The sequence below is a fragment of the Synechococcus sp. PCC 6312 genome (genome assembly GCF_000316685.1).
In the GTDB taxonomy this organism is placed as follows: Bacteria; Cyanobacteriota; Cyanobacteriia; order Thermosynechococcales; family Thermosynechococcaceae; genus Pseudocalidococcus.
Map to the genome: position 1 here is coordinate 1 of NC_019681.1, position 23,223 is coordinate 23,223.

The following is a 23,223-nucleotide window of genomic DNA, read 5'->3' on the forward strand; positions in this document are numbered from 1 at the left end:
CTACTGTGATTTTTCCAGCCCTAAAAAATATGGAATAGCTCAAGTTTAATTTGTAGTGCCCACATTTATGTCAAAATTACGCATTTGTGGGCACTACAATAGAGTTATGTTTGTACGCTGGGAAAAACGGAAACGGGGTAAAACACGATGGGGTAAATTCCGCGAGGAAAGCCCGGTATTGATTGCGCGCTTAGTCGAGAGCTACAGAGTTGATGGAAGTTCTCGACATCGTACCATTGCCTATCTCGGATCAATTAGAGAGGAATCACTCAAGAAGAATTATGTTGTCTCCTTTTGGCTAGATGCTTGGATAAAAGTACAGGCATTAAATTTAGAATCCGAAGATGATATTGTTCACAAAATATCTAAGACTGTTCCTGTTCCAACATTGGAGCAGATTCAATCAAATATCGGTGTCATGGTCGGTTATGGAATTTCAATAGATCGGCAAAAATATGAGTCTTTGGGCAATATGGTTTTGTCTTATCATCAAAAAAACAATTCCTGAACTTTGGGAGGCAAGCTCACATCTGGATGCTCCCCCATATACTTAACCAGGCCTGGAAGTGGGAAAACATCCAGATGAAATTACCAGGGGTTCTAATTGATGTATAGTTTCATCCAACACTGATTTGAGCCATTTGCTGGGTGGAATAGTTATGAACAAAATCAATTTAGATAAATTGATTTATTTGGACTTAGAATTCATCTCTAGAAAATATGAAGAGATAACGGGTGAAAATCCAGATGAAAGCGTTACAAGGCAAGAAGGGAAAAATGCTGGAATTAATGCATTATTTATGAATGCTGGATTCACTACCCAAGAATCTCGATCATATAAGTTAACTTCTCGGGGGATGTTAAAGGAGATATGGGAAATCTTATTCAAGAATTATGAGCAATTTAAGGAAAATGAATTTAAAAATAACATGGGAACATCAATCGCTTGGATACAAGGTTCCTTAACAATAGGTGAATGGAAACAATCTGGAAGTCAAAACCCTGGTTTTGAGTTCCTTCAACTAAACCATAATGAAAAAAGAACGGCTTTTCTATCAGATCGTGAGTATCTGGCAGCAGGTTTCAGAGAGCTTTTTGGAGCCTCATCCGCACTGAAGCTTAACATAAGCATACCCGTCATATGTTTATCTAGAATTATGTGGCATGTGGATGCAGCAAGAAGTTACACAGCCTGTCCATATGTCATCATTGAGATTGCTGGTAACTAATTAGTCTTATTGGTCAACTGTTCTGATGGTTTTCAAGACTTAAAAATAAAAATGCCACAAGATAAATCCTCGATCTCTGAAGAAGAAAGGCTTCTGCAATCGCTCTATCTTATTCTGCTGTATATCAGTGGAGGAGACGAACATAATGAATATCTTGCGACCCCTTATCCAGAAAGTCCTAATAGTAGTAATTGGCATTCAAAGGAAACCTTTGTCCATCTAAATTCCTGGATTGGACTAGATTTTGAAATTTTAGATCAATTAGAAGAAGAAGGATTCTTAGAGCAACCTCAAAAGGGAGGAAGAAAGCCGCGTTCTTACATTCAACTTAATAAAAATGGAATGAAACGCGCTCGTGAAATACTCAAGGAAATTAATTTAACTGGCGCAGAAGAAGCGTTGTTAGCTAGGGAGCACCATGAAGACTATATCAATCACAAAACCCATATTGATTTAGTACCTGAGGAATATGATATTGACTCTGATAATGATGAGATAAAAAATTGAGATTTTAATTTTAGCAATGCTCATGACTTCTCCTAAACTCTTCCAGTGTCAGTCCTGTCAGATGAATGCCCACAGTAATTACCTAATCTGTGCCATTCATCCAACGGGGCCTGGTGAGAAGCAATGCCCTGACTATGCCCCAGAACCCGGCCATGACAGGGAGCAATGGCAACCTGAAGGAGCTGCCTATTACAACGGTGAATTAGTATTGAGTCGCCGTATTTCAGTCAACCAACAACTTTCTTTACTGGAGAACCACCCAATCTTTACGGGATGTTGCCCGAGATGTGGACATACCTACGGCGATAGGGATTATTCAGCCATCGTGCATTGGGATTGCTCAGTGTGTGGGTGGATGGATGACAGTATTTAGCTGATGGTCTATCTGGGTAAATTCGCCGGATGACTAGCTATCTCTGGACTATGCCCCTTGTAACCTGTGACCCCAGTGTGACCAATTTTTATGACATATCACGACATATTCATAGGTCAAGATATGTCAATTTGTGCAAAACCAGGCCACAAACCGGAGTATCTAAAACCCTTTGAGGTATTGGGAAGGCAGACAGGACAATGGTTTGGGGGATTAGATAGCGGGAAAATGCCAACGGATTTACAGTCAGTCTGTTTGATCCACTATTCGTGTTAGCGTTTCAAGGTTTCAATGGGTGTAAATGCCGGGACAAATTCAGCCGTTTCCCAGGCCTCATCGGGCAATTCAGCGCAATCGGGATCGGAGTCAATCGCTGCTTGTAATTCTTCTTCGGTCATAGATTTGACCCGTTCCCACTCGGATGTATTGGGTGCTGGGGCGTGTGGGTTAACCGTGAATCTGACTAAATTTGTTCCGTTCTCGTTGATTCGCTCTACGGACAGAAATGATTCGGACGACTTCACCACGCCATGTCCAGACGATGCAGATAAGCTCCCCACTTTGGTAGAGGAATCGCTGCCAGCGTTGTTCGCCATATCGGTTGTCGGAGACATCAATCGCATCCTCCTGAAAGAAAACAGCAGTGGCATCCTCAAAGGATAGTCCATGCTTGAATAAATTGCTCTGGGCTTTGGCTTCATCCCACTCAAACTTGACCGGGGGCATAGGGAACCACCTTTATTCTCGACAATTTGAGTCTCAATCAACCAATGTCGCAAGATGTGGGCAAATTTGATTAACTTTCCACATCCCCATCCCACCGAGTTAAATCTGGACAGTGAGAACTCTAATCACATGGTTTATCCTCCCAGGCCCGGCCCAGGCCCCAACCCTTCTACCAGTCACCGCCTATGGGGTTACTGAACTGGATGCCAGGTTAGCTTTAATGCAGCAGATTCAAGGCCTGGGGCAAATGGCAGGAGGCATTTACTGTGAGCCGATGTACCGCTTGGATGACCGGAATCAACGAGTAATTTGGCAGTACCAATGTCGGGGAACAGTATTGCAACAGAAAAACAAATCTGACTTATCCTAAAAATCGTGTAAACCATTACTAGAAAAGGGTTTCAGGGTTTATGCAGGCTGACCCAGATTTATTTTTGCCTTCAGCCGTTGCTGTTTTGTAGCCACTTTGTATTCACTGCTTACGTTGAGAAATGCTCTTATCGCTTACCAGGCCTAGGTTATCGGTAATCGCCTGAATCATTGTCCATGACTTTTTTTCCGGTTTTTGCTATCATTTTCCCTATTGTGTAATCACTTTGTCACCATTTTGTACTCACTTTTTGATCACAATTCACCTCTGCTGTACCTGGCAAATTGACCAGATGGGCTTGGGGGGATGGGGGAGGGATGATAATCATTAGCGGGCCTGCGGAGTTGGTACAGGGATCGGGATGCCCCCTGTTTGATTCCGGGCGGGTTGCTGGTCAATTTGTTGTTGCTCAATCCGGCTTTCCACATAGGACTTAAGCTGACCCGTTGTGATCGTTTCAAATCCTGTCCCGTTAGCCCGAGTCCCTGACAAAACCCAATAGGTGCTTTCCGTTACGCCAAGGGGAAGGTTATCACGGCGGTCTTGGATTAAATCAAGAATGGTTGTCCAACCGCCTCTGGCAAAATCTAGGCTATGGGTGCGACCGACCACATAATATTCCTTCGGTTCTGCACTTGGGTCATGCCAATTCTCATACAGCCGTAACCGAGTATGGGGTCGGAAATGGGCTTGTCCCCGCACCTGTACCTGAACCCGGCGAATGGCATATTCAGTCCAACGCAAGACTTCCAACGCCATTGAAACCGCAAATGCCGCCCGTGAATCATTGCCAGCAAAGGGGTCAGGAGCCGATTGTTTATAAAATGTAGTTTCTAAGGGGTAGTTAACAAAGATAGGCCGCACCCCGCCATAGGTTTTGAGTGAGGTGACGTTGATCGCCGTTGCGGGTAATGAGGATTGTTCACCCCCGGCCCCAGAACCGCTGTAGGGCGTTGAAACAACCTTGACGTAGTTTGACAAATGATCCTGGGTGAGTCGGTCAGCCCAGTTTACTACTTGCCAACTGGGGAGTTCATACAGGGGTAAATCTTCCCAGTTCCGCAGCAACCGCTTTGTGATGGCAGCATCAGGAAATAACTGGCCTTGGGGTTGACCTTTGGCTCCTTCAATCTGGGCCAGAAAGTACGGATCAACAAGGGCCTGGTCACGACCGGAGAATGGTTGCTTTTCACTCACAATCGCCCCAGTGTGATCTACAAAAATGACTGATAGCCCCAGGCCATTCACCGCTTCGGGAAATAAAGCTCGTACACCGCCCCAAACAGTAGTATTTCGATTGGGAATCGCAAACTGATAGGGCATCATTAATGGGATTCGGGTACGGGCCACCCAGCCAGTCGGTTCATCCCAATATTTCTCAACGAAGTGCCGCAGGAGCATATAGTAATTCACTAACGGCTTACTGGGGAATCGAGTTGCTTCTAGGGAGATCGCCCGTCCAGTCGAGACCCTAGCATAGGTATCAAACAGCACCACCGCATTTTGATAGACCTGACCGTAGGATTCCCCGGTAATTTGCAGTACCGTACTGGCAGACCCTTCACTGACCGATGTGGTTCGGCCAAAGGCTGAGATAATGCCCCGGATTAAGAGGTAGGGGGAGGCTTCCAGATAGTCCTCACCCTTGACTTCATAGCCTTTACCCGTCATGAACTGGTCTGAGATTTTGAAGCTGTTTTCTACGACCCGTGGATCATTCTGAACTGGGGTTTCTTTCTGCTGCCGTTGGGCATTTTTGTTATCGTCAATCACATCAAAGTCATTGTTAATGTCAGAGACAATGGGCCGATCCGGTAATACCAGAAGTGGATCATCATCTCGACAGGCATAGGCTTCTAAAATCAGCCCCGGTCGGAGCCGTTCCAGGAGTGCCTCATTGCGGAGCGTGGTTCGCATCGTCAGCGTCCAGGCCCCAGACGGTTGCAGAATACTATGCTGGTCTCCCCAGGAAATGAGGTCGCTAAACTCATCGCCAAAGTCAATACGGGACTTGGTTTGCGGGTCATAAATCTGAATCGCAAAACTGATACTGCTGTTTTGCTCGTTGTTGATCTTGACCGCTGGATTGTACGGCCCCAGAACTTGCACCATATTAAATTTCCTCTAATAGGTCTGGGGAATGGAACAGAGATGATTCATTTAAATGTTAGTCATGTCAATGATTCAATGATACCAGTGATACTTCAGTCATATCATTGACACACTGACTTCACTGACACTTAAGCTGTGATTGGGCTAGGAGGTACGTTTTCCACGTCATGAGTGACGGTATCTAATGCTGCTAGGGCCGCCTGAATTTTATCTACTTCGGCTGCTTCAAACAAAGGTTCACCACATTGTTCGCATACCCAGGCCGGAATAGCATCCCAGGACACATGACACCCGTGATAATCAATGCTAAATGGAGCGACTCCTCGTTTCATTTGTCCTTTACAGTACAAGCACTCCATTTAACGCCTCACTCGATCAGAAACATAAACTGCTGTGACGTTACAACGCTTATAGCGTCAGTCATATCAATGAATCAATGATCTCACTGACGCAGTTTACTAATCCGCCAAATATACTCAGTCCCTTGTTTCTCCAATCGGGTAAAGACAAAGCCATAGCGGGAAAACTCTGGCCCATAGTTCAACTTCCCTAAGCCCAACAACATGGCCACATCCCGACTCGGTAAGAGCCAGCCATTGACCGCCGCCTGTTCCAAAGTTTCTAATCGGCTTCTGAGTGACTGGGCCGGATCCGGTTGTTGCATCAGGTCGAGAATTTCTGCCATCATTTCCAGACTGGCCTGGGGGGAAACGGTCATCGCTGAGGATGGAGACACTACCAGGCCTGGAGATTCATTTCGTTCAGTGATGTCAGTGCCAGAAATGAAGTTAGCGATTGTCCCGCCCCGTCCCAAATAATCATGGAGCTGCTCTAGTCGGTAAAATTCTGCTTCCGTGACAAACGCATTGCGGCCAATCTTAGTCGGCGTGATACCCAGGCCATTCATCCGCGCATAGAGAGCCGGACGTTTCAAGCTGTGCTGCTCCATCACCGTTGAAATTGGGATTAACGTTGCATCATCCATATCAATGAATCAGTGACCTCAATGAATCAATGACATGACTGACGGGTTAATGCTCCCCTTTATGCCAAAACCCGCAACGTAATCGGATTATTAAAACTATTGCGGTTCAATGTTTCTAGCTTGGCCTGGAGCAAGGACACCTGGGGCCTGGGAAGCTGAAACACCTCGCCATACCGCACCCGCACCGTTTCCCCACCCAATTCATAAACATCACTGACCCGACCCGGATGGTCTAGCACCACGCGCACAGGCAAAGAATCTTGAATCAGTTTTAGTGCATCCCCTTCCAGTCCCCGCGCCAATCTCTGACCCTGTTGCGTAGCCTCGATGGCCTGGGACAAATTCCCCATCAATACAGTGCTATTACCAGGCCCACGCCATACTTCGATCAGCTTTTTAACCTGGGGCAAAAGCTCATTGGGGACTCGCAACATGGATGAGGTTGCACTTTTTCCAGACATCATTTCTCCTTGGGTGATTCACCACCATTGGCATCAGAAAACCTTATCAGTCGGGCAATTCCGTATCATCTTGAACCTTTGGGTGATAGCACCAGCTTATCAATACTCCTTAATTGCCCCAGGCTCCCGAAACTACCACGACAGAATCAACGCTAGACTGAGTTACATGAACTAATATATCTTTGTTCATCTAACTTTCTTCTATTTTATACCGATGAAACAAGACCGTCATGGCCAGGCCAAGGTATTGAGTGCCACTGAGATTGAAGCGTTGTTTTTGGCCTTGGAGTCGGCGCGGGATAAAGCACTTTTTGGGGTCTGTCTCTACACAGGTTGTCGGATTAGTGAGTCCTGTTCATTGCTGACGGAGGATGTTTATCACAGGCCTGGGGCATTGCTACCCACGTTAACGATTCGCAAGGCCAGCACTAAGGGGAAGGTCGCAACTAGACAAATCCCGATCCATCCCCAGCTGCAGGCCTATTTGTTGAACTATGTCCCAGGCCCCGTTTACCTATTCCCCGGCCGTCATCGACACCATGGATCTCTCAATCCCTGCAGTGCGGATGCCATTTTGAGAGAGGCTATCCAACGGGCGGGCCTGGTGGGAGTCTCTACCCACAGCTTCAGGAGAACGGCATTGACTCGGTTATCAGAGAGTGGTGTGCCATTGCGAGTGATTCAGGAAATTAGTGGCCACCGTTCCCTAGCGGTGCTTCAGAGATATTTAGAGGTTGGGCCGGGGCAAGTGGAAACGGCTATCTCAGCCCTACAGTTCTAACTTGGCCTGGTTATGTGGAAAATTAACCAGATAGTTTCCACTCCATCGGCGGCACTTAAACAACGGCAAATTGAGGCGGGGAGACTTTATGGTGAAAATCATCCCAAAAAAGCAGGAGAGGTTAAGCCGGAACCGTCTGAAGCTCTTAAACCCGAAATCTTGGATGTCGGGATTCCGGCCTCCATAGAACCTGCTCAGGATAAGCCTTGGGAACGTCAAGCTGCAAACCAAGCCGCCAAATTAGTTGGAGTCGGTTCTACCTCTGTCAAACAAGCCAAGTTTTTAGAGCAAAATGACCCCGACCTATTTGATGAGGTGAAGCAGGGCAAAGTTGCCGTAGATAAGGCTTACAACACGACAAAGGCCCGATTAGCGAAAATGCCTAAGCCAGAAGCGTCAACGGTGTCAATGAATCAGTGATATGAGTGACTTAGATTGTCCAAAATTTTGACAATTCCCAGGCCTGGATGCCCCAATCGAATTACACCACTTACTAGCACAGAGATTTTAGTATTTATAGAGTGCAATATTGATAGCCCCAAGGTATGATTGCGTTAAACATTTCTTGGCGGTTAGGAATTAAGTCTTCCACACACTTAAAATGCTGAAATGTATTGTTCACGCGCCCAAAAATTAGTGACCAGCCTGTATATGCCATCCCAAAGGAAATGCTGCTGACCTTATCGTCCTCACAATTTAAGAATGCATCTTGAGCTAAAGATTTTATTAAGACTGGTGAGGACATAACATTAGTTCCTCTAGTACCAACTACGATAAAGTCGAGGCCATATGTTCTCCTCTTATGAGGATGGTCTTCAATGCTGACACGGCTACTATGCAATGCAGCACGATTGATTAAGTTATCCTCTACCCGCATAATCGCCGCAATACATCTCTCTGAAAACCGATAGTTCGGATTAAATCGAATTAGGTTTCTTTCTTCTGCCTGCCCCGGCAAAGGTACAAGGCTAGTCAGTACTATCGTCCCTCTGATTACTATGTGTGCCAACTTCATGCTACTGACTCCTGAAATAGTTAATATTCCCCTGGTAGAACAAATCCTTCTTTGGTTTTACTAAATTCTCTAGCTCACAAAGCCTGATTAATTTTAGTGAGTAGGGACTGGGGGAGGGAATACTTAACCCATCCTTGAATCTGTTGCGTTAAAGCTAACCTGGCATCCAGTTCACTGGCTCCATAGGCGGTGACGGTTTGCCATGGGGCAGTCTTGGCCTGGAAGCTCAAATAAAAGGATAGCTACTAGGACTTGGATAGTTCGCTGCATATTTAGAAAACAGTAGGTTGACACTATAGACATGGGCAGCAATAAAATAGTGTCTGAATTAGAATTATGTCTGTCGCTGTCAAGATAAGAGTATGACTTTACTCTCAAGTCTTAGAATACTTCCCTTCTTCTTATTCTTGTCTTTAGAATCAATATGTCTGGCTCAACAACGCGTTCGGGGAACACCTCAACCAGCTATTCGATACGGAGGTAGAGATTGTTATCTCAAAATGTCTCCTCAGGTTGTTCCTTGTAATCACTTTATTATAACCTCCAGTGTAGATGAATATAACTTTCATTTCGATAATGAAGATGAATCAATGGGTATTATGTTCCTTATTCCAAAAGAACTAACTCGAAATGATGTTTATCCTGTAACAGCAGTTGCTTTTCGCCAAAATACTTCTATTACTAGCTTCAATGGTACAGGAGTTTGTCAAAAAACTTCCGATAATGTTAAGTGTGACTTTCTTTTTGCAAGTGGAGAGAAAATTGAAGCCAGCATGAGAATTTATTACTCGTTTTAATATGGGAATCAACCGGAAATTACTAAAATTTATATTCTTTCTACTATATCGTCATAGCCAAAGTGGTAGAGCTGCATCTGCTGCATGATGATGAATAATTCGTCGATGGTCTTTTGCTCCAACCAGGCCCGCTTCTTGGCTTCACTGGTCGGAGTTTGTAACGGTTCGGGGGGGATGGGGTCGGGACAGCGGCGGGGGAGTGGGCCTGGGGGGATGGGATAGCTCACATTCTTATTCAAGGTAGAAAGTCAGCAAAGAAATGACCCTGAACCGTGTTGATTCGGGCGATTAACTCATCTCGGTTAGCGGTTCTAGGATTACCAATCTCATAGCCTCTTTGATCCAGGCTACGAGCCAGTCGTTTTAGGGCCTGGGGGCTAAGGGAGTTGAGATAGCGTAATCGGTTCTCGGCCGGGGTGTTAAAGAAGAAGTACAACGGGTCTATGGGGCGTGTCATCTCAATATCTCCAGGCCGGTTCAGGGATGCGCTCGGTACGGAGAGGATGTCCACCGACATCATGGTAAAGCTGTAACATTTCCGGGGGGACAGGCTGATGATGAATGAGTCGGTTAAAGACTTCGGCCACCAGTTCCGGTGCATTTTTAGCCCCATAGCGCGATAGCTGTTTGAGGACTTGAGACTGTTCACGGCGGTATAAGTTAGACCATGGACCAGAGTCTTTGTACCATTGGCGGCCGGTAGCATTGGAATGGACAACGTGCATGGCATGACCCAACTCATGAGCGACACTCCCTTCTGGCAGGGCAAAGTAGCCACGAGACTGCGGCCAGCGATTATAGCGATGATTGCTAGATTGTTGAGTCCGCCGTGAATTGTCATCCAACATGATTTTTTCGTACTCTTCAAACCGATTGATGGGCCGGTCTAACTCATCGGGCTGGTTGATATGGATGTGATGAGTCTCTTCATCGTAGAGGGCCAGTGCCTTATCAAAATCGGGATGATGTTTGAAGCTAAATACCAACGGGCGGGGCCTGGTCAGGCGAGTAATTTGGCCACCAGTCGGGCTGTTTAGGTCATTATCCCGTTGATGGTAGGAATGAAACCCGTTAACTCCTAGATCAGTGGCCCGATCTAAGATTTCATGAATGTGGTTAATAAACTCCGCATGACCCCGTTTAGTTAACCAGGCCGGTGTTTCTTGGCTACTAGGGACAATGACACCATGTTTACGAGCAATCAGGTTTGCAGTCTGGTCAATATGTCCAGATAAAGCCCTTTCTCGATGGAGCTGCTGACCATAAGTATCATTGGGCTGTGGTAGTAAATGCCCAGGAACTTCATACTTGGCGATGTGTTGTTGGTAGAGGCCTGTCCCGGCCGGTATGCGATTAACAACCTTTCTGAGCGGGTGACGGAAGCCATAGCGGTCATGCCAGGCCTGGAGGGTAGAGATAGTTTGACCATCTGCACTCAAATTGATGGTGTGGTTATCCGGTGAATACCATGCAGAGACTCCATTCCCTAAATGGATATGTGGATCGCTGGACTGGGAATGGCTGGGCTGATGATGCGGCTTAAACGCAATTTGTAGGAGAGTCCCATTATGGTCAAACCTATTTACCCCTAACTCTTTCGTGTGATCCAATATATTCAGCGCATGATGAGCCATTTCCGCATGGAGTTGTTTTGACCAGGTGCGCGGTGTATTGGTGTTAATCCAAACTCCATGCCGCTGCAGGGCCTGGCGGGATATTTCATGGATAGCAGCCTCGTAACCGTCATCGGACTGAGGTGAGAACTGATAGCTATCTTTCCGTAATTTACTGAGATTATCTTGAGAGAATTTTGCCGCTGCTGCATTCACTGCTCCACCGACAAACGGTTTCAACGGCTCAGGTGCCAGCATCTTTACCCCTTCCCCGGCCAATGTCCCAAACCCTTTTGAGGCAAAGTCCTCTAACTTCCACTGACTGGCCTCGCCTTGCTTCACCTTGTAGGCGTGTTTGGCCGCTGCATGAAGTCCAGAACCTAACGCCGCTGCAATCCCCATTCGTACCAAATTAGGGAGGTGGGAATGAGTGGCTAAGGCATGGTCAATGATGGCCTGGCTGGCATAATTAGTTGACCCATTAGCCACAATCATCGGCACATCTCTCAGAGCTTTCTTGGTCTGATAAACGATGTTGTGCAAGACATGGCGGCCCGCTGCTTCGGAGTTATTGCGGATTTGGTGGATGTGATGAACTAAATGCTCTGGTACTTCTTCCAGGCCAGTGCCGACCGCTGCCATTGCATCATTGGTTAAGTCAAATTGGGGCTTGGCTTGATGTGGGGCTGGTGCTTTGGGCGTAACCGTGTGGTGTGGTGCAAACTCAGATAATCGATCCCCAATCCAATGCCCAATGCTACTCTCAGCCCAACTTGCTGCTGCCCCGGTTGCTCCCCCTTTAATTGCGGTTAAGCCATATTGGGCCGCAGGAGTATTCAGGACTTGTTTAGCCCCATCCCGTATTTCATCAATCTTTTGCCGGGCCGCCTCCCACGACACCGCCTTAACTAATGCTCGTTGGCCTGGGTCAAAGTAGTAATAATGACCGCCAATCTCAATTACAGAGTCGCAGTAAACAGTTTTTCCTAACCAGGTTGATGTTTCCTGGCTCCCTAAAACAACCTTCCTGAGCCGTTGGGTGCGCTTAATTTGGCCTGGGTAAGCAACCTTATCCAATGCAAAATTATCAGTATCAAGCCGATAAATTGCAGAGCCAATTCTATACAATGTTTCAGTCATAATAACTACTCATTTTCTTTTCATTTTATCGTGTAAGTTAATATTAGTTTGAGCTAAAGAAATCCTGGTTAGTCACTTCCCAGGCCAGATACAGCATTAGTTTTGAGATTGACTAGATGGTTCTGATGTGGGTTGAGAAAACCTGACCATGCAATTCAATCTATAGGCAAGCCGATCCAATTCGCTAACAGCCGCCAAGATGGGGCCTGGTGCTTCCGGTTCATTGAGAGTGGTGTAAAAGTGCAAGCCCAAAGCTAATAGCTCAATGGAGCCTTGGATGCTTTCAAGTTCTTCTTTCATAGATTTTCCTCTTGGTTGGTGGTGAATAGTGGCCTGGTTAGTCACCTCCCAAGGCCTGGAGCATTAAATGGTGGCCAACTCCTCTAAGAGAGTGGCTTTATCTTTGCGGGAATACTTAGTAATGCCTTTGGACTTGGCGAGATGACGTAATTCTCGAATCCCTAACCCTTCATAGGAATCAAGGGGATTGGATGGAGTAGAAATCACATCCGCTTCGATCACATCCAGGCCTGGGGCGAGATAACCCGCAATGGAAACCGGAGCTAAACGGGGAAAGGAGATGACTTGATTCGCTGTGGACTGGGATTGAACGTTGACTTCACCCTCCCAAGGGTCAGCTAAACCGGGAATAGTTAATCCGGCAGTTTGGGGCTGACAGGCTTTAATTTCTTCCGCAACCCAATCAATCCAAGGCTGCACGACTTTACGAGTTGCTTTACCCGCCTCATAACTGACCTGGGCAGCTTCACGGGTTAATGTCCCTAACGCAATGGTGAATCGGGCTAAGGAAACAACTAATTGAACAGAGTCAAAAAAGACATCAATCGTGGCAATAGCCAACTCTTTCTGTGTGGCGTTCATGACTAAAATCCTTTGAATGTTTGTGCTGTAGCGGCATCCATTTCCTGAAAAGGGGGCGGATGAACCCCATCGAGAATGCTTTACTGCCTTTCGCAAGTGGCCTGGCTACCAGCTTTGGGGGCATCGAGGCGGTGTTCTGTTCCTCTTGACTTAAAGATAGCACCGTTAACGGTGATTTAATCCCTTAAAGTCATTGGACTTTTGCCCAAAAAGTACATTCTGCTATTGAATCCAATCAATCCTTGTTAACCGTGATAGTCTGAGATTAACTATTGAGTAATGAGCAATGCCTAATCCTCACCCTATTCAGACACCAGCCCTTAAAGCCAAACAGTTCAAACGACAAGATAATACGACTGAGCCATTAGCCGATAAGGTAGTAGCGGTTAGGCTGCCAGTTCGGGCGTATCGGTTAGTGCGGGCCATACCTAAACGGGGGGCCTGGTTGCGGCGGGTGATTGTCGAAGCCCTAGAGCGAGAATTTGATTTGCTGATGAAAATTGATGAGCAGGAGTAGAGCTATGCAAACGGTTCAGACCTTATACGAGACAGACTACGCCGATTGGGTAGCGGATACCGTTAGGCGATTAAAGGCGGGTGACTTTGCGGGCCTGGATATGGCGGCATTGATTGAGGAGGTGGAGAGTTTGGGGATTTCTCAGCGTCATGCTCTTAGTAGCCAATGGATACGGGTGGTGAAGCATCTCCTTAAGCTAGAAGCACAGCCCCAGGCTACGGACTATCACAATAGTTGGGTATCGAGTGTTGTAGAGGGATTAAGTCGGCTTGAACGCTCACTCAAAGACTCACCCAGTTTGAAAGGCTATTTACGGTCTAGTGAATCAGAATGGTACGCCCAGGCGGTGAAACAAGCCTCAGCAGAAACCAGATTGCCCCAGGCCCAGTTCCCCGATTCTTGCCCCTATGATGTGGTGGCCTTGATTGATGGCGATTATCCTGAATCGTTGCGCTATTTCTTTGTGATTGAGTAGTCCCAGTCCCTAGGTGGCTATTTGTCGTAGAGATACAACCCCAGGCCAAACTTGGCACAGGCCCTACGGAATGCCATACTCTCAGCGTTAGATGATGGATCCCCATAGCTTGAACAATCCAGTGACTCAGTGCCAGAAGCGCAGCGAACAATCAACCCATCACTGCAAGGAATGGAGAGGCTGCCGACCATAAACAAGGCTTTGGCGGTAGTCTCAAGTTTGGTAATTTCCCAGGCCCAGCCGGGGCAGTATTTATCAAGAATCCGGTTGGCCACATACCAAGGGATGTAGAGAATGTCGTTCCCTTTGAGCTTTTTAGTGGCTAAAAGACTCTTAGGCAAGGGGCGAGACAAAGCGGTTTGAATTTGTTTCAGTGACCATTCTCCAGGCCTGGATGGCGGTTCTAACTTGTCATCAGTGGCAGTAGAGACAACGGCACTCTTGACGGTTACGGGGGCGGCAGCGGGTGTGGGTGAGTTGACTTGTTGAATCACGAAGATGTCGTGATGCAGTTTATTTTTGTCATCGTACCGGGGGCGCAATTCGCAAATATCCCCGACCATGTAAAGGCTTGAATCCTCAGAACTGATGTTCTTCCAGATTTTGCCATTGGGGTTATCGTCATCGGCAATGCTTAAATCCCGGAATAGGATACCGACATAATGGCTATCCCCATACTTAGACGGTTTAGGCTCACCGATATAGGCGACACGGGCCTGAATGGGGGCGGTGGCTACGGTTGCGTTCATTGTCATTTCTCCATTGGTTAAGCGGGGGATTGAGGCTCCCCCAGGCCTGGTAATTACTGTGGGCAATCTTCTAAAACTTCAGGTGGGGCGGCACATTCTAAACAATCCCAATACTCAGGTTCATGGACATCAGTAAAGCCAAACAGTTCACGGTCTAAATCAGTTTTAGAATGGTCATTATCCTGTTGTTCACAAAGGTTATTGATGTATTGAGAGTAAGTCATTTCTTGTCATTATTCCTATCTAATTTTAACGTTAATTACTGTTAGTTGAGAGAGACTAGAAGCCTCCCCCTAATTGATTCTTAGCCATTAATGTAGTCGGCTAATGAGGTAAAGCCGAGATGGTTTAAGACAGCGTAGCCATGCTTACAGACTCCTTTCCCCATTGCCGTATATTGGGCGATGTAGTCATCACAAGCACAGGTGAAATTCTGGTTAATAATCACCACATCGTAGGCTGTTCCTTTCGTTTCATTCCGTACTTTGTAGGCATTGGGAACAAACAAGTTTTGAGTAACGGTTAAAGATTTAGCTCCGGCTTTGCGAAAATCTACAAACATTTGCTTGAAAGCAGCTTTAGAAACGAAGCGGGATAATTTAACACCGTGGAGATAAACCACATTGGCCCAGATTTCAATGACGAGATTAGAAAACCGTTTGCCCAAGATACGGGCGGCATTAGCCGCGGTATAGATGAGATTTGATACCTTGCGAGTGGTCATAATTAAAAAGCTCCCAGAGAGTGTGAGAGGCGGTTACTTGGCGGTGCTTGCCTCTCTCTATTTCTATTATAACCCGTTATAACGGGATAAAATTGATTGAATAATAAGAATGTATCCCGTTATAACAGGATGTATATAAGATAGGTTAATGAATCCCGTTATATCCGGCTATATGCCGTTATAATCTTGGCTATATCTTGAGATGTAACCATGAAGCGAAAAGGGAGTATTGGCGGTAATCCTAATCCGGTTCAAACCCCGGAGTTTTTAGCAAAGCAATTCCCACCTGCTCCAGATGTTCCGCCTACTGTGAAGCTAGGTGAGCCGATTTGTGTGGCCGTGCCATTGCCGATTGATGCTGAAATCCGGCGGCTTAAGAATCGCTCTATATGGCTTCGTAGAGTCATTATCGAGGCGGCACAGCGTGAACTTATGGGCAATGCTCCCCAGGCCGGTCTGGAGGATGCCAAGCCTGGCCTGGATGATCCTATTTTGGGAACAACTACCAAGCCTGGTGCAGCCGAAGTGAAACCTAAGCGGCGGGTCAGGAAACCCAAGGAAGCCTAAACATGGAATCTTACATTTGCCAAACTGGACAAATGCTTAAGCTCCTTGGCAGACATTTTGGTTTTGATGGGGCAATGAAGTTAACAGCAGACTTTCTTAAGGCGAACGCCAAAAATCCCGGTGGATGGAAAATCAGGGGGTTTGTAATAGCTTTCTGTGATGAGCGAAATCAAAAGAGAAATCCTGGTGAACAACTCTGGTACAAAATCAGCATTGCTCCTGAATGTAGTGATGATGATAAGCAGAAATGCCGAATAATACTTAAGCAAAATGTTGATGCCTTGGAGGGGAAGTCAGGCATACAGAGGGTTCCAGGGGGGGGAGGTAATCAAGAAACATCACAACAAACTCACTATAAATATGAAGGATTAGACCTCAGATCGCCCGCAGAATTAGCCATAGCTCAGGAGTTAGATAAATATGGCGTTTCATATTTTGCCAATGCAAGAGGGCATTTTGTGGGTTCTACTGGGCAGATTCAAACAAGAGAGGTGGACTTTTTGGTTATCTGCCAGGGGCAGATGCGGATTTTAGAGGTTGATGGCTCTGAATTTCACCAGAATGCAGCCAAGGATTATGCACGAGATCGCTTACTTGATTTGAACGGGCTGCGAACTACCCGCTTTACTGCCAATGAGTGCATCAATTCACCATCAATGGTGGTTACTGAGTTTTTAAGTTTGTTTGGAGGGTTTGTGCAGCGTCCACTGACAAAAGAAGATGGCGCAATCATAGATGCCATTGCTTTCTGACCCATGAAAGAAAAAAAATTCCAGGTGAGGGCCTGGTAAATGTTCAAATCTAATTTTGAGAGAATAAGAGGGAAATGTCTTGGCAACGCAAAGTATGATCGACATTCCAAATGATGGTGGTGATTTTCAATTGATTACAATTCCTTACATTGGGAAGCTGCCACGCCAATGGTCAATCAGGGTAGAAACGGTAGAACAGTGGGCTGTTTACCATGATATTCGGTCGCATTTCACAGACATTGGATTAGGACTAAAAGCCTATTTCAGCGGTTCTCCAAAACCTAAATTTGCAGATCAACTGCTTATTGAAAAGGAGCTTGATTACTATTTGAGTCTCTATAACCTCATTTGGTTTGGCTGGGAACAAATCGAAGCAGGCCTGGAAGACCGACAACTCCGATTTGGAACCCTATTATGCCTGGTAGATGAGAATACCTTATGGGGAACTGAATCAGGGTTAGTAGAACCTTTACCAGATAGTCCGGGTGGGATGTTACGTCTAATCCTGAAGTGGGAGTGCATTGAAAAGTTTGAACCCTATCTCACCAAAAGGGTTGTGAACACCAATGCGATCACCGGACTAAACCTGAAAGAGTCAAGCAAAATTCTACGAGGAAATCTCGGGCAAGAACCACTCGAAGGTTTTAGCAGCAAATCAGCCCAAGCAAAAGCGCGATATACACGCCTCTACGCCCAAGATGCACTGAATCGATCAGGCTGTCAGCATTTCGTGACGTTCCTAGAGCAATGTATCCAAAAACGTTGCAGGGGAAATAACACCTTGCGCCGGAAACTCAAGCAGTTCCAAGTTGTGCGGCAGCAAAAGGTAAAGACCATCGCCAAACTAGCCAATGCTTCGTTACAAAAATCTTCTAAAACCATTTGAGAGAATAATGCACTATGCCGTATTGTGGTTATGCGACTTCAATGGCCTGGCAAAAAGCCAAATTTTTTGGGAAATTTGCCCGATCAAAAAAGTCATAAAATTGCCAAAATCGGGGCTAAAACCCTTACCCTGTATAGGTTATGACTCGATTTGCTTTTACTGATCTGGGTGAATTAATTTGAAATTAAGGCCCCAGACCAAACCCTAAAAATTTAACCCCTTCTGCTCAAAATCTTTGGTCGGACAAGAGCAAAAGAGGTTTCAAATTTTAATTGAGCGCGGTGGAGCGCGCACTTATGATTATTGATGTTTCGGCCCCCAACTGTCAAGAAAATTCCCGTAAATCCTCACCTGGAACGGGTTTCAACATTCAGAATTTTTCCAAGGAAATAACGAATCGGCCCCACTCCAGGACTGGGGGACGGTTCATCCACTTCCGAAAAGGGGAATGTCCCATTTGCGGGGGCCAACATAAAAGTTGTCGCGCCAAGGACAATTTAATCTTTTGTCGGTCTGGAAACCCGGCCCCGAACGGATTGAGGTTGGTGGGGCCCGATAAAAACAATTTATTTTTCGTGTACGCCCCAGGCCAGGCCAGTGATTTTGACCGCGAGGCCTGGGAACGGCGGAAACAAGAACGGGAAGCGGCCCAGGCCCAACAACGGCTTGAGGCTATGCCAGTGGCGGAACGGGATCGACTTTACCGAAAATTACCAGGCCACGGACAACTGACCCAAAGGCACCACCAAGAACTATCAAAACGCCGGATCACACCGGAAATGCTCGATTTTGCAGTGAAGCAAGGATGGCTCCAAACCTGGAATCGAGGAACAAAGGTCAATTTCCCATGCGACAACTTGCCTGGGGTTCTGAACGGTAAAACGCTTGGGGCTGATGGCATTGCGATTGCAGCCCTATCTCCAAACGGACATATTTCTGGCTACCAGATCTCTCCAGACAACAAGAGCTATGGCAAATATAAATGGCTCAGTTCAGCCTCTAAAGGTGGCCCAGGCCCGCAGCTCTCCAATGGAAATCTACCCTTAGCAATTTGGCGACATCCAGATCACAGCGGCCCAGTCAAAATAATCTTGACCGAGGGATTTCTTAAGTCACTACTGACTGCCCTTCAATATTGGTTTGAACGGGGCGAAACGAATGTGGTGGTGATCGGGACAGCCTCTAGTGGTCTTTTTAAAGGACTACGAGAGGTATTAACTGAATTTGAAGTTGAAGGCATTACACTCTGCCCTGACAGTGGATCTCTTTGGAATAATAATCTTCTCAAAAACTACAGGGATGCTAAAGAGCAGTGCCGCAATTACAATTTCAATTTGGCCTGGTGGGGACAGGTTACCAAGGGTGATGGGGATATTGATGAGATCCGGACTGAAACCACCATCGAATATCTGACTTGGGAGCAGTTCAAAGCCCTATCCCGCAAGCGTTCTGGTGAAAACTGGCTCCAGGCCATTGTCAAAAAACTTGAGACAAAATTATCACGCAAGCAACAGGCCCAGTCCCTAAAACAAAAATTAGGAGATCCACCGGCCCCTGATTTTGATTTGGAATATCAAGAAGGCCAACGGCCCCAGGCCTGGCAACAAGCGGTGAAGTCTGATTACAAATATATCTTGGATGTTTCCGGCACTGGAACCAGTAAATCTCATACAGCCGGACAATGCCATCCTGATGATTTTGATGCGAACCAATTATTTTATATTTCAAATCAACATCGAAACGTAACAACCGAAACCCTTGAAAATTGGGCCGATTTAGAAGCGCGGCACAATGGTTTAATTTGGGAAAAAACACCCAATAATGATAAGCGGTTGCGGCGAGCTAAAGATGGTGAAATTCCCAACATTCCGGCCAACTGCAATCGAACTGAACTAATTAGTTCCCTACGTTCTAAAAATGTAGATGGAGCAGATACGGCCGCTCTAATTTGTGGCAGTTGCCCTTTATCTGGGGCCTGTCGCAACGCAGAGGGGCCAAACTTTGGATATCTTCATCAAAGGCGTGTAACGCTTGCCCGGAAACGGTTAAGAGCGCATCCTGACGGTCTCCCTAATCCAATGGATTACGATTTTCCTAAATCGGTTTTGATTTGGGACGAACCCGGAGAATCATTCACGATCAAAAATGATATTAAAGTTGATGAAAATGATGTAAAAGCAATTTTAATGGAGTTGATTGATCATCCTGAAATTTTGATGAAAATCCAACCAATTTTATCCATTTTGGGCAGCTATTTATCTGGCAATCAAAAAACTGGATATTTTGGACTTGAAGACGCGGAAGTTCGCAAACTATTTGAGAATATTGAGATCACCCCAGGCCTGATCGAAAAGCTGGAGCAAGTATTAGCCCCTGATTTGAGATTTTTAAATGAAATCGCTGAGGGGGTGGAAATTTCCGATCTTCCCCAATTCCTACGCAAAAAATTCACACCAAAAGATTCGGTTGGTGCGGATCAGATTGACAAATGCGTGATCAAACAATGGCTTTCCCAATTCCTCAGAATCCTTGTGGGGTGTGAGCTTGGAGCATTTTCAATCAACCGGAAAATCTTAACAATTTCAACATTAGATGACCGTCACCGCCAGGTGGTGCAAACAGCCCAGTCCACAATTTTCCTTGATGCTACTCTCACCCGTGAAGATTTGGCCTTGAAACTGGGTATTTCTCCAGATGAGATTTATGTGATTCGCCAGGCCCCGAAACCGACTCCTAATCTAAAAATCACCCAAATCGCTGACCTCGGGCGAATGGGGATGCAACGGGGCCAGGAGCAAATGCGGCGATTAGCGGCCCTGATTTCCCACTATCGGGCCCAAGACGCAACGACCAAATTGATTGACTTTAAGAAATTCTCTGGGGAGGGTGACGGGGCCTGGTGGCGGGATTCCAGAGGCAGTAATGATTTTCTAAATGTTAAAACTTTAGTTCTGGTCGGCCCCCCCTGCCGGAACCTCAATGATTTGGCGGCCGAATTTAAGGTCATGACCGGCCACTGTGATATTGAATCTGATGAGTTCAAAGATTTTGTGAACCGCCAAATCCGAGCCGATTACATTCAAGCCCTTGGACGATTGAGGGCTAATCGGCGGCCCAACGAACACCTAGAAATTGTGATCATCTCCGATTTCGATTTGGCCATTCCCGTTGAAGTTAAGCGGGCCTGGGATGTTTGCCCAGATGCGGGAACCAAAACCGAGAAATTTCTAGCTGCAATCAATGCGGCCATTGAGCAACTCAAAGAAAACGGCCAAAGAATTACGCAGCGCGCCGTCCAGCGAATCACCAATATACCCCGCAGCTCCCTTAATATTCTCTGGAAAATGGCCCAAACTGCTATTAGTGGCCCTAATAGCAGTTTGGGCCCTTCTGAAGAGGAAAAAGACATTGCTCAGGCCACGGCCCAAGTTCTTGAACAAGTAGCGAAAACGGCCCCTCATTCCCTCTTGGAGACACTCAAAGAGATATTTCTCTCCAAAAACCGATGGCTTGCCCCCCCTAAATGGGGATTGGTTTTTGAGCAGTTGACTTACTTCGCCCAAAAAGAAATTGTTGCAGCACTTCTGCTTGGAGGTACGCGGTGATGAAGTTGCGAGATTACCAAATCAAGTTGGTACAACAATGCTTCCAGGCCTGGCGGAATGGCTACAAATCACCGTTACTGCAACTTCCCACTGGCGGCGGAAAAACACTTTTAGCCTCAACCATCGCAAATGAGTTTATTCGGTCTGATTGCCAAGTTCTTGCCTTGGTTCACCGTGAAGAACTTTTACTCCAGGCTGCGGCTAAATTACATGAGGTTTGTGGTGTTGAGGTTGGCCTGGTGAAAGCGGGTTATGCTGAAACACCACTTGCTCCGGTTCAGGTTGCTTCGGTTCAAAGTTTGGGGCGGCGGCAACTCGCCATCAATCCAAAGCTGATATGGACGGATGAATGTCATCATGCTACGAGCCAAACCTATCTAAGTGCCTATGAACGCTGGCCGGATGCCTATCATTTAGGCGTGACAGCGACACCGCAACGGCTTGACGGGAAAGGGTTAGACCGTGTTTTTGATGTTCTCATCCCAGGCCCATCAGTCCGTAGTCTCATTGATGATGGCTATCTTAGTGAGTACAAACTATTTGCGGCCCATAACCAGATTGATACCAGTGGTGTCCGGTCAAAAGGCGGTGACTTTCAACTGGGTCAACTCTCACGGGCGGCGATGAGTGCCGATATTCTCGGTGAAATTTACTCGGCCTGGTCAGACTATGCCCCAGGTAAGCGCACCGTTTGTTTTTGCGTGAATGTAGAGCATAGCCAGGCCATTTGTGCCATCTATCAACAGCAAGGCATCGTAGCAGCCCATTTGGATGGAACAACACCCACTCAGGAACGACGGGCCACTCTCCAAGCCTTTGCCAATGGCGAGATTACGGTATTGACCAACTGCGGCATTATTAGCGAGGGCCTGGATATTCCGGGCATTGAGGCAGTTCAGATTCTGCGCCCCACTAAATCCGTTAGTCTCTATCTTCAACAGATCGGCCGGGCATTACGGACTGCTTCCGGTAAAGACTATGCAATCATCCTTGACCATACAAAAAACTGGATTACCCATGGCCTGCCCGATGAAGAACGGCAATGGTCACTTGATGGAGCCGTGAAGCGTCAAGCCCGCAAGTTAGAACGGATTGCATCGGGTGAAGTCCGAGAGGTGCGAGAGATTGTCCATCATCGTGAGGCAACCTTGACCGAGATTAAACGGGGTGCAGTAAATCCGTCACTGATAGCCAGACTTCAAGACCTGTTTGCCATTCAGAAAAGCCGAGGCTATAAAGCGGCGTGGGTGGCCTACAAGTTTTTGGAGATGAACCCCGGACTGGAGGAATTGAAACTCTTAGCTCGGCATCTTGGGTATAGTCCGGGCTGGGCCTGGCATAAGTGGCAAGAGTTACAGCAAGCCCAGGCCAGTTAACTATCTGGGGAAATTCGCCAGATGCAAAGCCGGGACACGATAGACCGTTTCACCATTGGCCTGGGCCTGTTCTGCTAAAACTTTGTTTTGTTCATCTACCCAAGCATCCCCTGTAGGGATAATTACAGTAGAACCATCAGGAATCTTCTCAATTTCTTCGGGATGGTCGAGTAAAAATTCTAAAAAGTCAAATCCGGCATTGATATTAGAGCTAACCAATCTGCGAGTTTCTTGTTCAGTTAAGGGGGTGGTTACGCTCACGGTCATACCGATTCCTTTGGAGTTCCCAGTTTTCTAACATCCACTGTTTTGCTTGCTTACAGTTTAATTTATTGTCACCTGAATCATATAACCATTCTTTACGAGGGGATGCTTCATTAGGAGAGTGAATATCCAAATGTGGACCACCATCCCAATCATCGGCCCGGACTACTTGCTGCCAAACCCCATCAAATTCGCACTCCAGCATGATGGCGTAGCTGGGCCGTTCCGTTGGCCGTGACTTCAGGCGATACCGTAATCTACTGTCATGGGATAGTCGTTGGATAAAGTGCTTGTCTAGTCCGTCCATGCCGCTAATC

The 23,223-nt window shown here is 46.6% G+C and carries 34 protein-coding genes; 16 read left to right on the plus strand and 18 right to left on the minus strand.

The features are described from left to right. Positions 1 to 67: 67 nt before the first annotated feature. From SYN6312_RS17915 to SYN6312_RS19250, 4 genes are all read left to right on the plus strand, one after another. Complete coding sequence (locus SYN6312_RS17915) at positions 68 to 508, plus strand: hypothetical protein (protein WP_015126311.1); 441 nt, start codon at positions 68 to 70, stop codon at positions 506 to 508. A gap of 151 nt (positions 509 to 659) precedes the next feature. Beyond that, positions 660 to 1,229 carry a hypothetical protein gene (locus SYN6312_RS17920; RefSeq protein ID WP_015126312.1) on the plus strand — a complete coding sequence of 190 codons (570 nt, stop codon included), beginning with the start codon at positions 660 to 662 and terminating at the stop codon, positions 1,227 to 1,229. Positions 1,230 to 1,280: 51 nt separating this feature from the next. Further along, the gene (locus tag SYN6312_RS17925; protein ID WP_015126313.1) at positions 1,281 to 1,736 is read left to right on the plus strand and encodes a DUF6429 family protein; all 456 of its coding nucleotides are present in this window, start codon (positions 1,281 to 1,283) and stop codon (positions 1,734 to 1,736) included. A 22-nt stretch (positions 1,737 to 1,758) separates the two neighbouring features. Continuing rightward, complete coding sequence (locus SYN6312_RS19250) at positions 1,759 to 2,109, plus strand: DUF6464 family protein (protein ID WP_015126314.1); 351 nt, start codon at positions 1,759 to 1,761, stop codon at positions 2,107 to 2,109. A 272-nt stretch (positions 2,110 to 2,381) separates the two neighbouring features. Here SYN6312_RS19250 and SYN6312_RS20810 read toward each other — a convergent pair whose 3' ends face one another. Continuing rightward, a complete protein-coding gene (locus SYN6312_RS20810) occupies positions 2,382 to 2,507 on the minus strand; it encodes a hypothetical protein (RefSeq protein ID WP_015126315.1) in 126 nt (41 codons plus the stop codon). A gap of 49 nt (positions 2,508 to 2,556) precedes the next feature. Then, positions 2,557 to 2,835 carry a BrnT family toxin gene (locus SYN6312_RS17930; RefSeq protein WP_015126316.1) on the minus strand — a complete coding sequence of 93 codons (279 nt, stop codon included), beginning with the start codon at positions 2,833 to 2,835 and terminating at the stop codon, positions 2,557 to 2,559. A gap of 112 nt (positions 2,836 to 2,947) precedes the next feature. On the opposite strand from SYN6312_RS17930, the gene SYN6312_RS17935 reads away from it, so the two are divergent. Further along, positions 2,948 to 3,205 (plus strand): hypothetical protein, encoded by a 258-nt coding sequence (locus SYN6312_RS17935; protein ID WP_015126317.1) that lies wholly within the window; start codon positions 2,948 to 2,950, stop codon positions 3,203 to 3,205. Between the two features lie 327 nt (positions 3,206 to 3,532). Here the strand turns inward: SYN6312_RS17935 and SYN6312_RS17940 are convergent, their stop codons facing one another. The 4 genes from SYN6312_RS17940 to SYN6312_RS17955 all read right to left on the minus strand — a co-directional run bounded on the left by SYN6312_RS17940 (position 3,533) and on the right by SYN6312_RS17955 (position 6,736). After that, a complete protein-coding gene (locus SYN6312_RS17940; RefSeq protein WP_015126319.1) occupies positions 3,533 to 5,317 on the minus strand; it encodes a hypothetical protein in 1,785 nt (594 codons plus the stop codon). A gap of 128 nt (positions 5,318 to 5,445) precedes the next feature. After that, positions 5,446 to 5,676, minus strand: coding sequence for a YgiT-type zinc finger protein (locus SYN6312_RS17945; RefSeq protein WP_015126320.1), 231 nt, complete (start codon positions 5,674 to 5,676; stop codon positions 5,446 to 5,448). Positions 5,677 to 5,759: 83 nt separating this feature from the next. Then, positions 5,760 to 6,302 carry a hypothetical protein gene (locus SYN6312_RS17950; RefSeq protein WP_015126321.1) on the minus strand — a complete coding sequence of 181 codons (543 nt, stop codon included), beginning with the start codon at positions 6,300 to 6,302 and terminating at the stop codon, positions 5,760 to 5,762. A 59-nt stretch (positions 6,303 to 6,361) separates the two neighbouring features. Beyond that, entirely contained in the window at positions 6,362 to 6,736 is a 375-nt protein-coding gene (locus SYN6312_RS17955; protein ID WP_041431906.1) for a hypothetical protein, read from the minus strand. On the opposite strand from SYN6312_RS17955, the gene SYN6312_RS20030 reads away from it, so the two are divergent. Genes SYN6312_RS20030 through SYN6312_RS17970 form a run of 3 tightly spaced genes read left to right on the plus strand, consistent with a single transcriptional unit; the run spans position 6,735 to position 7,964 of the window. After that, entirely contained in the window at positions 6,735 to 6,938 is a 204-nt protein-coding gene (locus tag SYN6312_RS20030; protein WP_041431908.1) for a hypothetical protein, read from the plus strand. The two genes, SYN6312_RS17955 and SYN6312_RS20030, sit on opposite strands and share 2 nt — an antisense overlap. A 39-nt stretch (positions 6,939 to 6,977) precedes the next feature. Beyond that, on the plus strand, positions 6,978 to 7,544 hold the full coding sequence (locus SYN6312_RS17965) for a site-specific integrase (protein ID WP_015126323.1): 567 nt from the start codon (positions 6,978 to 6,980) through the stop codon (positions 7,542 to 7,544). Positions 7,545 to 7,556: 12 nt separating this feature from the next. Then, entirely contained in the window at positions 7,557 to 7,964 is a 408-nt protein-coding gene (locus SYN6312_RS17970) for a hypothetical protein (protein ID WP_015126324.1), read from the plus strand. A 94-nt stretch (positions 7,965 to 8,058) separates the two neighbouring features. On the opposite strand, the gene SYN6312_RS17975 is transcribed toward SYN6312_RS17970, so the two are convergent. Next, positions 8,059 to 8,559, minus strand: coding sequence for a hypothetical protein (locus SYN6312_RS17975; RefSeq protein WP_015126325.1), 501 nt, complete (start codon positions 8,557 to 8,559; stop codon positions 8,059 to 8,061). Between the two features lie 362 nt (positions 8,560 to 8,921). On the opposite strand from SYN6312_RS17975, the gene SYN6312_RS19570 reads away from it, so the two are divergent. Further along, positions 8,922 to 9,356, plus strand: coding sequence for a hypothetical protein (locus tag SYN6312_RS19570; protein WP_015126326.1), 435 nt, complete (start codon positions 8,922 to 8,924; stop codon positions 9,354 to 9,356). A gap of 29 nt (positions 9,357 to 9,385) precedes the next feature. Here SYN6312_RS19570 and SYN6312_RS17980 read toward each other — a convergent pair whose 3' ends face one another. The 5 genes from SYN6312_RS17980 to SYN6312_RS18000 form a co-directional block, all read right to left on the minus strand. Beyond that, positions 9,386 to 9,583 carry a hypothetical protein gene (locus tag SYN6312_RS17980; RefSeq protein ID WP_156805107.1) on the minus strand — a complete coding sequence of 66 codons (198 nt, stop codon included), beginning with the start codon at positions 9,581 to 9,583 and terminating at the stop codon, positions 9,386 to 9,388. A gap of 8 nt (positions 9,584 to 9,591) precedes the next feature. After that, positions 9,592 to 9,813, minus strand: a complete 222-nt coding sequence (locus tag SYN6312_RS17985) for a hypothetical protein (protein WP_015126327.1) — start codon at positions 9,811 to 9,813, stop codon at positions 9,592 to 9,594. A 1-nt stretch (position 9,814) separates the two neighbouring features. Beyond that, the gene (locus tag SYN6312_RS17990) at positions 9,815 to 12,109 is read right to left on the minus strand and encodes a hypothetical protein (protein ID WP_015126328.1); all 2,295 of its coding nucleotides are present in this window, start codon (positions 12,107 to 12,109) and stop codon (positions 9,815 to 9,817) included. A gap of 96 nt (positions 12,110 to 12,205) precedes the next feature. Further along, complete coding sequence (locus tag SYN6312_RS17995) at positions 12,206 to 12,409, minus strand: hypothetical protein (protein ID WP_015126329.1); 204 nt, start codon at positions 12,407 to 12,409, stop codon at positions 12,206 to 12,208. Positions 12,410 to 12,472: 63 nt separating this feature from the next. Further along, positions 12,473 to 12,991: a hypothetical protein gene (locus SYN6312_RS18000; protein ID WP_015126330.1), complete on the minus strand. Its 519-nt coding sequence runs from the start codon at positions 12,989 to 12,991 to the stop codon at positions 12,473 to 12,475. A gap of 286 nt (positions 12,992 to 13,277) precedes the next feature. Here SYN6312_RS18000 and SYN6312_RS18005 point away from each other — a divergent pair, with 286 nt between their 5' ends. Beyond that, complete coding sequence (locus SYN6312_RS18005) at positions 13,278 to 13,508, plus strand: hypothetical protein (protein WP_015126331.1); 231 nt, start codon at positions 13,278 to 13,280, stop codon at positions 13,506 to 13,508. A gap of 4 nt (positions 13,509 to 13,512) precedes the next feature. Further along, positions 13,513 to 13,983: a DUF29 domain-containing protein gene (locus SYN6312_RS18010; RefSeq protein WP_015126332.1), complete on the plus strand. Its 471-nt coding sequence runs from the start codon at positions 13,513 to 13,515 to the stop codon at positions 13,981 to 13,983. Positions 13,984 to 14,000: 17 nt separating this feature from the next. Here SYN6312_RS18010 and SYN6312_RS19575 read toward each other — a convergent pair whose 3' ends face one another. The 3 genes from SYN6312_RS19575 to SYN6312_RS18020 all read right to left on the minus strand — a co-directional run bounded on the left by SYN6312_RS19575 (position 14,001) and on the right by SYN6312_RS18020 (position 15,456). Continuing rightward, positions 14,001 to 14,732: a hypothetical protein gene (locus SYN6312_RS19575; RefSeq protein ID WP_015126333.1), complete on the minus strand. Its 732-nt coding sequence runs from the start codon at positions 14,730 to 14,732 to the stop codon at positions 14,001 to 14,003. Positions 14,733 to 14,785: 53 nt separating this feature from the next. After that, positions 14,786 to 14,956: a hypothetical protein gene (locus SYN6312_RS20035; RefSeq protein WP_015126334.1), complete on the minus strand. Its 171-nt coding sequence runs from the start codon at positions 14,954 to 14,956 to the stop codon at positions 14,786 to 14,788. A gap of 80 nt (positions 14,957 to 15,036) precedes the next feature. Beyond that, complete coding sequence (locus SYN6312_RS18020) at positions 15,037 to 15,456, minus strand: hypothetical protein (protein WP_015126335.1); 420 nt, start codon at positions 15,454 to 15,456, stop codon at positions 15,037 to 15,039. A 210-nt stretch (positions 15,457 to 15,666) separates the two neighbouring features. On the opposite strand from SYN6312_RS18020, the gene SYN6312_RS18025 reads away from it, so the two are divergent. The 3 genes from SYN6312_RS18025 to SYN6312_RS18035 all read left to right on the plus strand — a co-directional run bounded on the left by SYN6312_RS18025 (position 15,667) and on the right by SYN6312_RS18035 (position 17,661). Next, positions 15,667 to 16,023, plus strand: a complete 357-nt coding sequence (locus tag SYN6312_RS18025; RefSeq protein WP_015126336.1) for a hypothetical protein — start codon at positions 15,667 to 15,669, stop codon at positions 16,021 to 16,023. A gap of 2 nt (positions 16,024 to 16,025) precedes the next feature. Next, positions 16,026 to 16,775 (plus strand): DUF559 domain-containing protein, encoded by a 750-nt coding sequence (locus SYN6312_RS18030; RefSeq protein ID WP_015126337.1) that lies wholly within the window; start codon positions 16,026 to 16,028, stop codon positions 16,773 to 16,775. A gap of 94 nt (positions 16,776 to 16,869) precedes the next feature. Continuing rightward, a complete protein-coding gene (locus SYN6312_RS18035; RefSeq protein WP_015126338.1) occupies positions 16,870 to 17,661 on the plus strand; it encodes a hypothetical protein in 792 nt (263 codons plus the stop codon). A 347-nt stretch (positions 17,662 to 18,008) separates the two neighbouring features. Here SYN6312_RS18035 and SYN6312_RS20815 read toward each other — a convergent pair whose 3' ends face one another. Then, positions 18,009 to 18,134: a hypothetical protein gene (locus SYN6312_RS20815; protein ID WP_256377515.1), complete on the minus strand. Its 126-nt coding sequence runs from the start codon at positions 18,132 to 18,134 to the stop codon at positions 18,009 to 18,011. A 72-nt stretch (positions 18,135 to 18,206) separates the two neighbouring features. Here SYN6312_RS20815 and SYN6312_RS18040 point away from each other — a divergent pair, with 72 nt between their 5' ends. Both SYN6312_RS18040 and SYN6312_RS18045 read left to right on the plus strand, forming a co-directional pair. Then, complete coding sequence (locus SYN6312_RS18040) at positions 18,207 to 21,266, plus strand: hypothetical protein (RefSeq protein ID WP_156805109.1); 3,060 nt, start codon at positions 18,207 to 18,209, stop codon at positions 21,264 to 21,266. Continuing rightward, a complete protein-coding gene (locus SYN6312_RS18045; protein ID WP_015126340.1) occupies positions 21,266 to 22,642 on the plus strand; it encodes a DEAD/DEAH box helicase in 1,377 nt (458 codons plus the stop codon). Before SYN6312_RS18040 ends, SYN6312_RS18045 begins: the two co-directional genes overlap by 1 nt. Here SYN6312_RS18045 and SYN6312_RS18050 read toward each other — a convergent pair whose 3' ends face one another. Together SYN6312_RS18050 and SYN6312_RS19580 are read right to left on the minus strand one after the other, a co-directional pair. Then, positions 22,643 to 22,909, minus strand: coding sequence for a hypothetical protein (locus tag SYN6312_RS18050; protein ID WP_015126341.1), 267 nt, complete (start codon positions 22,907 to 22,909; stop codon positions 22,643 to 22,645). It lies immediately after the preceding gene. After that, a complete protein-coding gene (locus SYN6312_RS19580) occupies positions 22,878 to 23,213 on the minus strand; it encodes a hypothetical protein (RefSeq protein ID WP_015126342.1) in 336 nt (111 codons plus the stop codon). Before SYN6312_RS19580 ends, SYN6312_RS18050 begins: the two co-directional genes overlap by 32 nt. Positions 23,214 to 23,223: the final 10 nt, after the last annotated feature.

Excerpts from the sequence above, each read along its gene's own strand:
- SYN6312_RS17920 (WP_015126312.1), top strand. The coding sequence starts at position 660 with ATGAACAAAATCAATTTAGATAAATTGATTTATTTGGACTTAGAATTC.
- SYN6312_RS17940 (WP_015126319.1), bottom strand. The coding sequence starts at position 5,317 with ATGGTGCAAGTTCTGGGGCCGTACAATCCAGCGGTCAAGATCAACAAC.
- SYN6312_RS19575 (WP_015126333.1), bottom strand. The coding sequence starts at position 14,732 with ATGAACGCAACCGTAGCCACCGCCCCCATTCAGGCCCGTGTCGCCTAT.
- SYN6312_RS17950 (WP_015126321.1), bottom strand. The coding sequence starts at position 6,302 with ATGGATGATGCAACGTTAATCCCAATTTCAACGGTGATGGAGCAGCAC.
- SYN6312_RS17915 (WP_015126311.1), top strand. The coding sequence starts at position 68 with ATGTCAAAATTACGCATTTGTGGGCACTACAATAGAGTTATGTTTGTA.
- SYN6312_RS18020 (WP_015126335.1), bottom strand. The coding sequence starts at position 15,456 with ATGACCACTCGCAAGGTATCAAATCTCATCTATACCGCGGCTAATGCC.
- SYN6312_RS18000 (WP_015126330.1), bottom strand. The coding sequence starts at position 12,991 with ATGAACGCCACACAGAAAGAGTTGGCTATTGCCACGATTGATGTCTTT.
- SYN6312_RS19570 (WP_015126326.1), top strand. The coding sequence starts at position 8,922 with ATGACTTTACTCTCAAGTCTTAGAATACTTCCCTTCTTCTTATTCTTG.
- SYN6312_RS20810 (WP_015126315.1), bottom strand. The coding sequence starts at position 2,507 with ATGACCGAAGAAGAATTACAAGCAGCGATTGACTCCGATCCCGATTGC.
- SYN6312_RS18035 (WP_015126338.1), top strand. The coding sequence starts at position 16,870 with ATGATCGACATTCCAAATGATGGTGGTGATTTTCAATTGATTACAATT.
- SYN6312_RS18010 (WP_015126332.1), top strand. The coding sequence starts at position 13,513 with ATGCAAACGGTTCAGACCTTATACGAGACAGACTACGCCGATTGGGTA.
- SYN6312_RS17965 (WP_015126323.1), top strand. The coding sequence starts at position 6,978 with ATGAAACAAGACCGTCATGGCCAGGCCAAGGTATTGAGTGCCACTGAG.
- SYN6312_RS17930 (WP_015126316.1), bottom strand. The coding sequence starts at position 2,835 with ATGCCCCCGGTCAAGTTTGAGTGGGATGAAGCCAAAGCCCAGAGCAAT.
- SYN6312_RS18030 (WP_015126337.1), top strand. The coding sequence starts at position 16,026 with ATGGAATCTTACATTTGCCAAACTGGACAAATGCTTAAGCTCCTTGGC.
- SYN6312_RS18045 (WP_015126340.1), top strand. The coding sequence starts at position 21,266 with ATGAAGTTGCGAGATTACCAAATCAAGTTGGTACAACAATGCTTCCAG.
- SYN6312_RS19250 (WP_015126314.1), top strand. The coding sequence starts at position 1,759 with ATGACTTCTCCTAAACTCTTCCAGTGTCAGTCCTGTCAGATGAATGCC.
- SYN6312_RS17955 (WP_041431906.1), bottom strand. The coding sequence starts at position 6,736 with ATGTTGCGAGTCCCCAATGAGCTTTTGCCCCAGGTTAAAAAGCTGATC.
- SYN6312_RS17975 (WP_015126325.1), bottom strand. The coding sequence starts at position 8,559 with ATGAAGTTGGCACACATAGTAATCAGAGGGACGATAGTACTGACTAGC.
- SYN6312_RS19580 (WP_015126342.1), bottom strand. The coding sequence starts at position 23,213 with ATGGACGGACTAGACAAGCACTTTATCCAACGACTATCCCATGACAGT.
- SYN6312_RS20035 (WP_015126334.1), bottom strand. The coding sequence starts at position 14,956 with ATGACTTACTCTCAATACATCAATAACCTTTGTGAACAACAGGATAAT.
- SYN6312_RS20815 (WP_256377515.1), bottom strand. The coding sequence starts at position 18,134 with ATGTTGGCCCCCGCAAATGGGACATTCCCCTTTTCGGAAGTGGATGAA.
- SYN6312_RS17985 (WP_015126327.1), bottom strand. The coding sequence starts at position 9,813 with ATGACACGCCCCATAGACCCGTTGTACTTCTTCTTTAACACCCCGGCC.
- SYN6312_RS17990 (WP_015126328.1), bottom strand. The coding sequence starts at position 12,109 with ATGACTGAAACATTGTATAGAATTGGCTCTGCAATTTATCGGCTTGAT.
- SYN6312_RS17925 (WP_015126313.1), top strand. The coding sequence starts at position 1,281 with ATGCCACAAGATAAATCCTCGATCTCTGAAGAAGAAAGGCTTCTGCAA.
- SYN6312_RS17995 (WP_015126329.1), bottom strand. The coding sequence starts at position 12,409 with ATGAAAGAAGAACTTGAAAGCATCCAAGGCTCCATTGAGCTATTAGCT.
- SYN6312_RS18005 (WP_015126331.1), top strand. The coding sequence starts at position 13,278 with ATGCCTAATCCTCACCCTATTCAGACACCAGCCCTTAAAGCCAAACAG.
- SYN6312_RS17945 (WP_015126320.1), bottom strand. The coding sequence starts at position 5,676 with ATGGAGTGCTTGTACTGTAAAGGACAAATGAAACGAGGAGTCGCTCCA.
- SYN6312_RS18025 (WP_015126336.1), top strand. The coding sequence starts at position 15,667 with ATGAAGCGAAAAGGGAGTATTGGCGGTAATCCTAATCCGGTTCAAACC.
- SYN6312_RS20030 (WP_041431908.1), top strand. The coding sequence starts at position 6,735 with ATGGATGAGGTTGCACTTTTTCCAGACATCATTTCTCCTTGGGTGATT.
- SYN6312_RS17970 (WP_015126324.1), top strand. The coding sequence starts at position 7,557 with ATGTGGAAAATTAACCAGATAGTTTCCACTCCATCGGCGGCACTTAAA.
- SYN6312_RS18050 (WP_015126341.1), bottom strand. The coding sequence starts at position 22,909 with ATGACCGTGAGCGTAACCACCCCCTTAACTGAACAAGAAACTCGCAGA.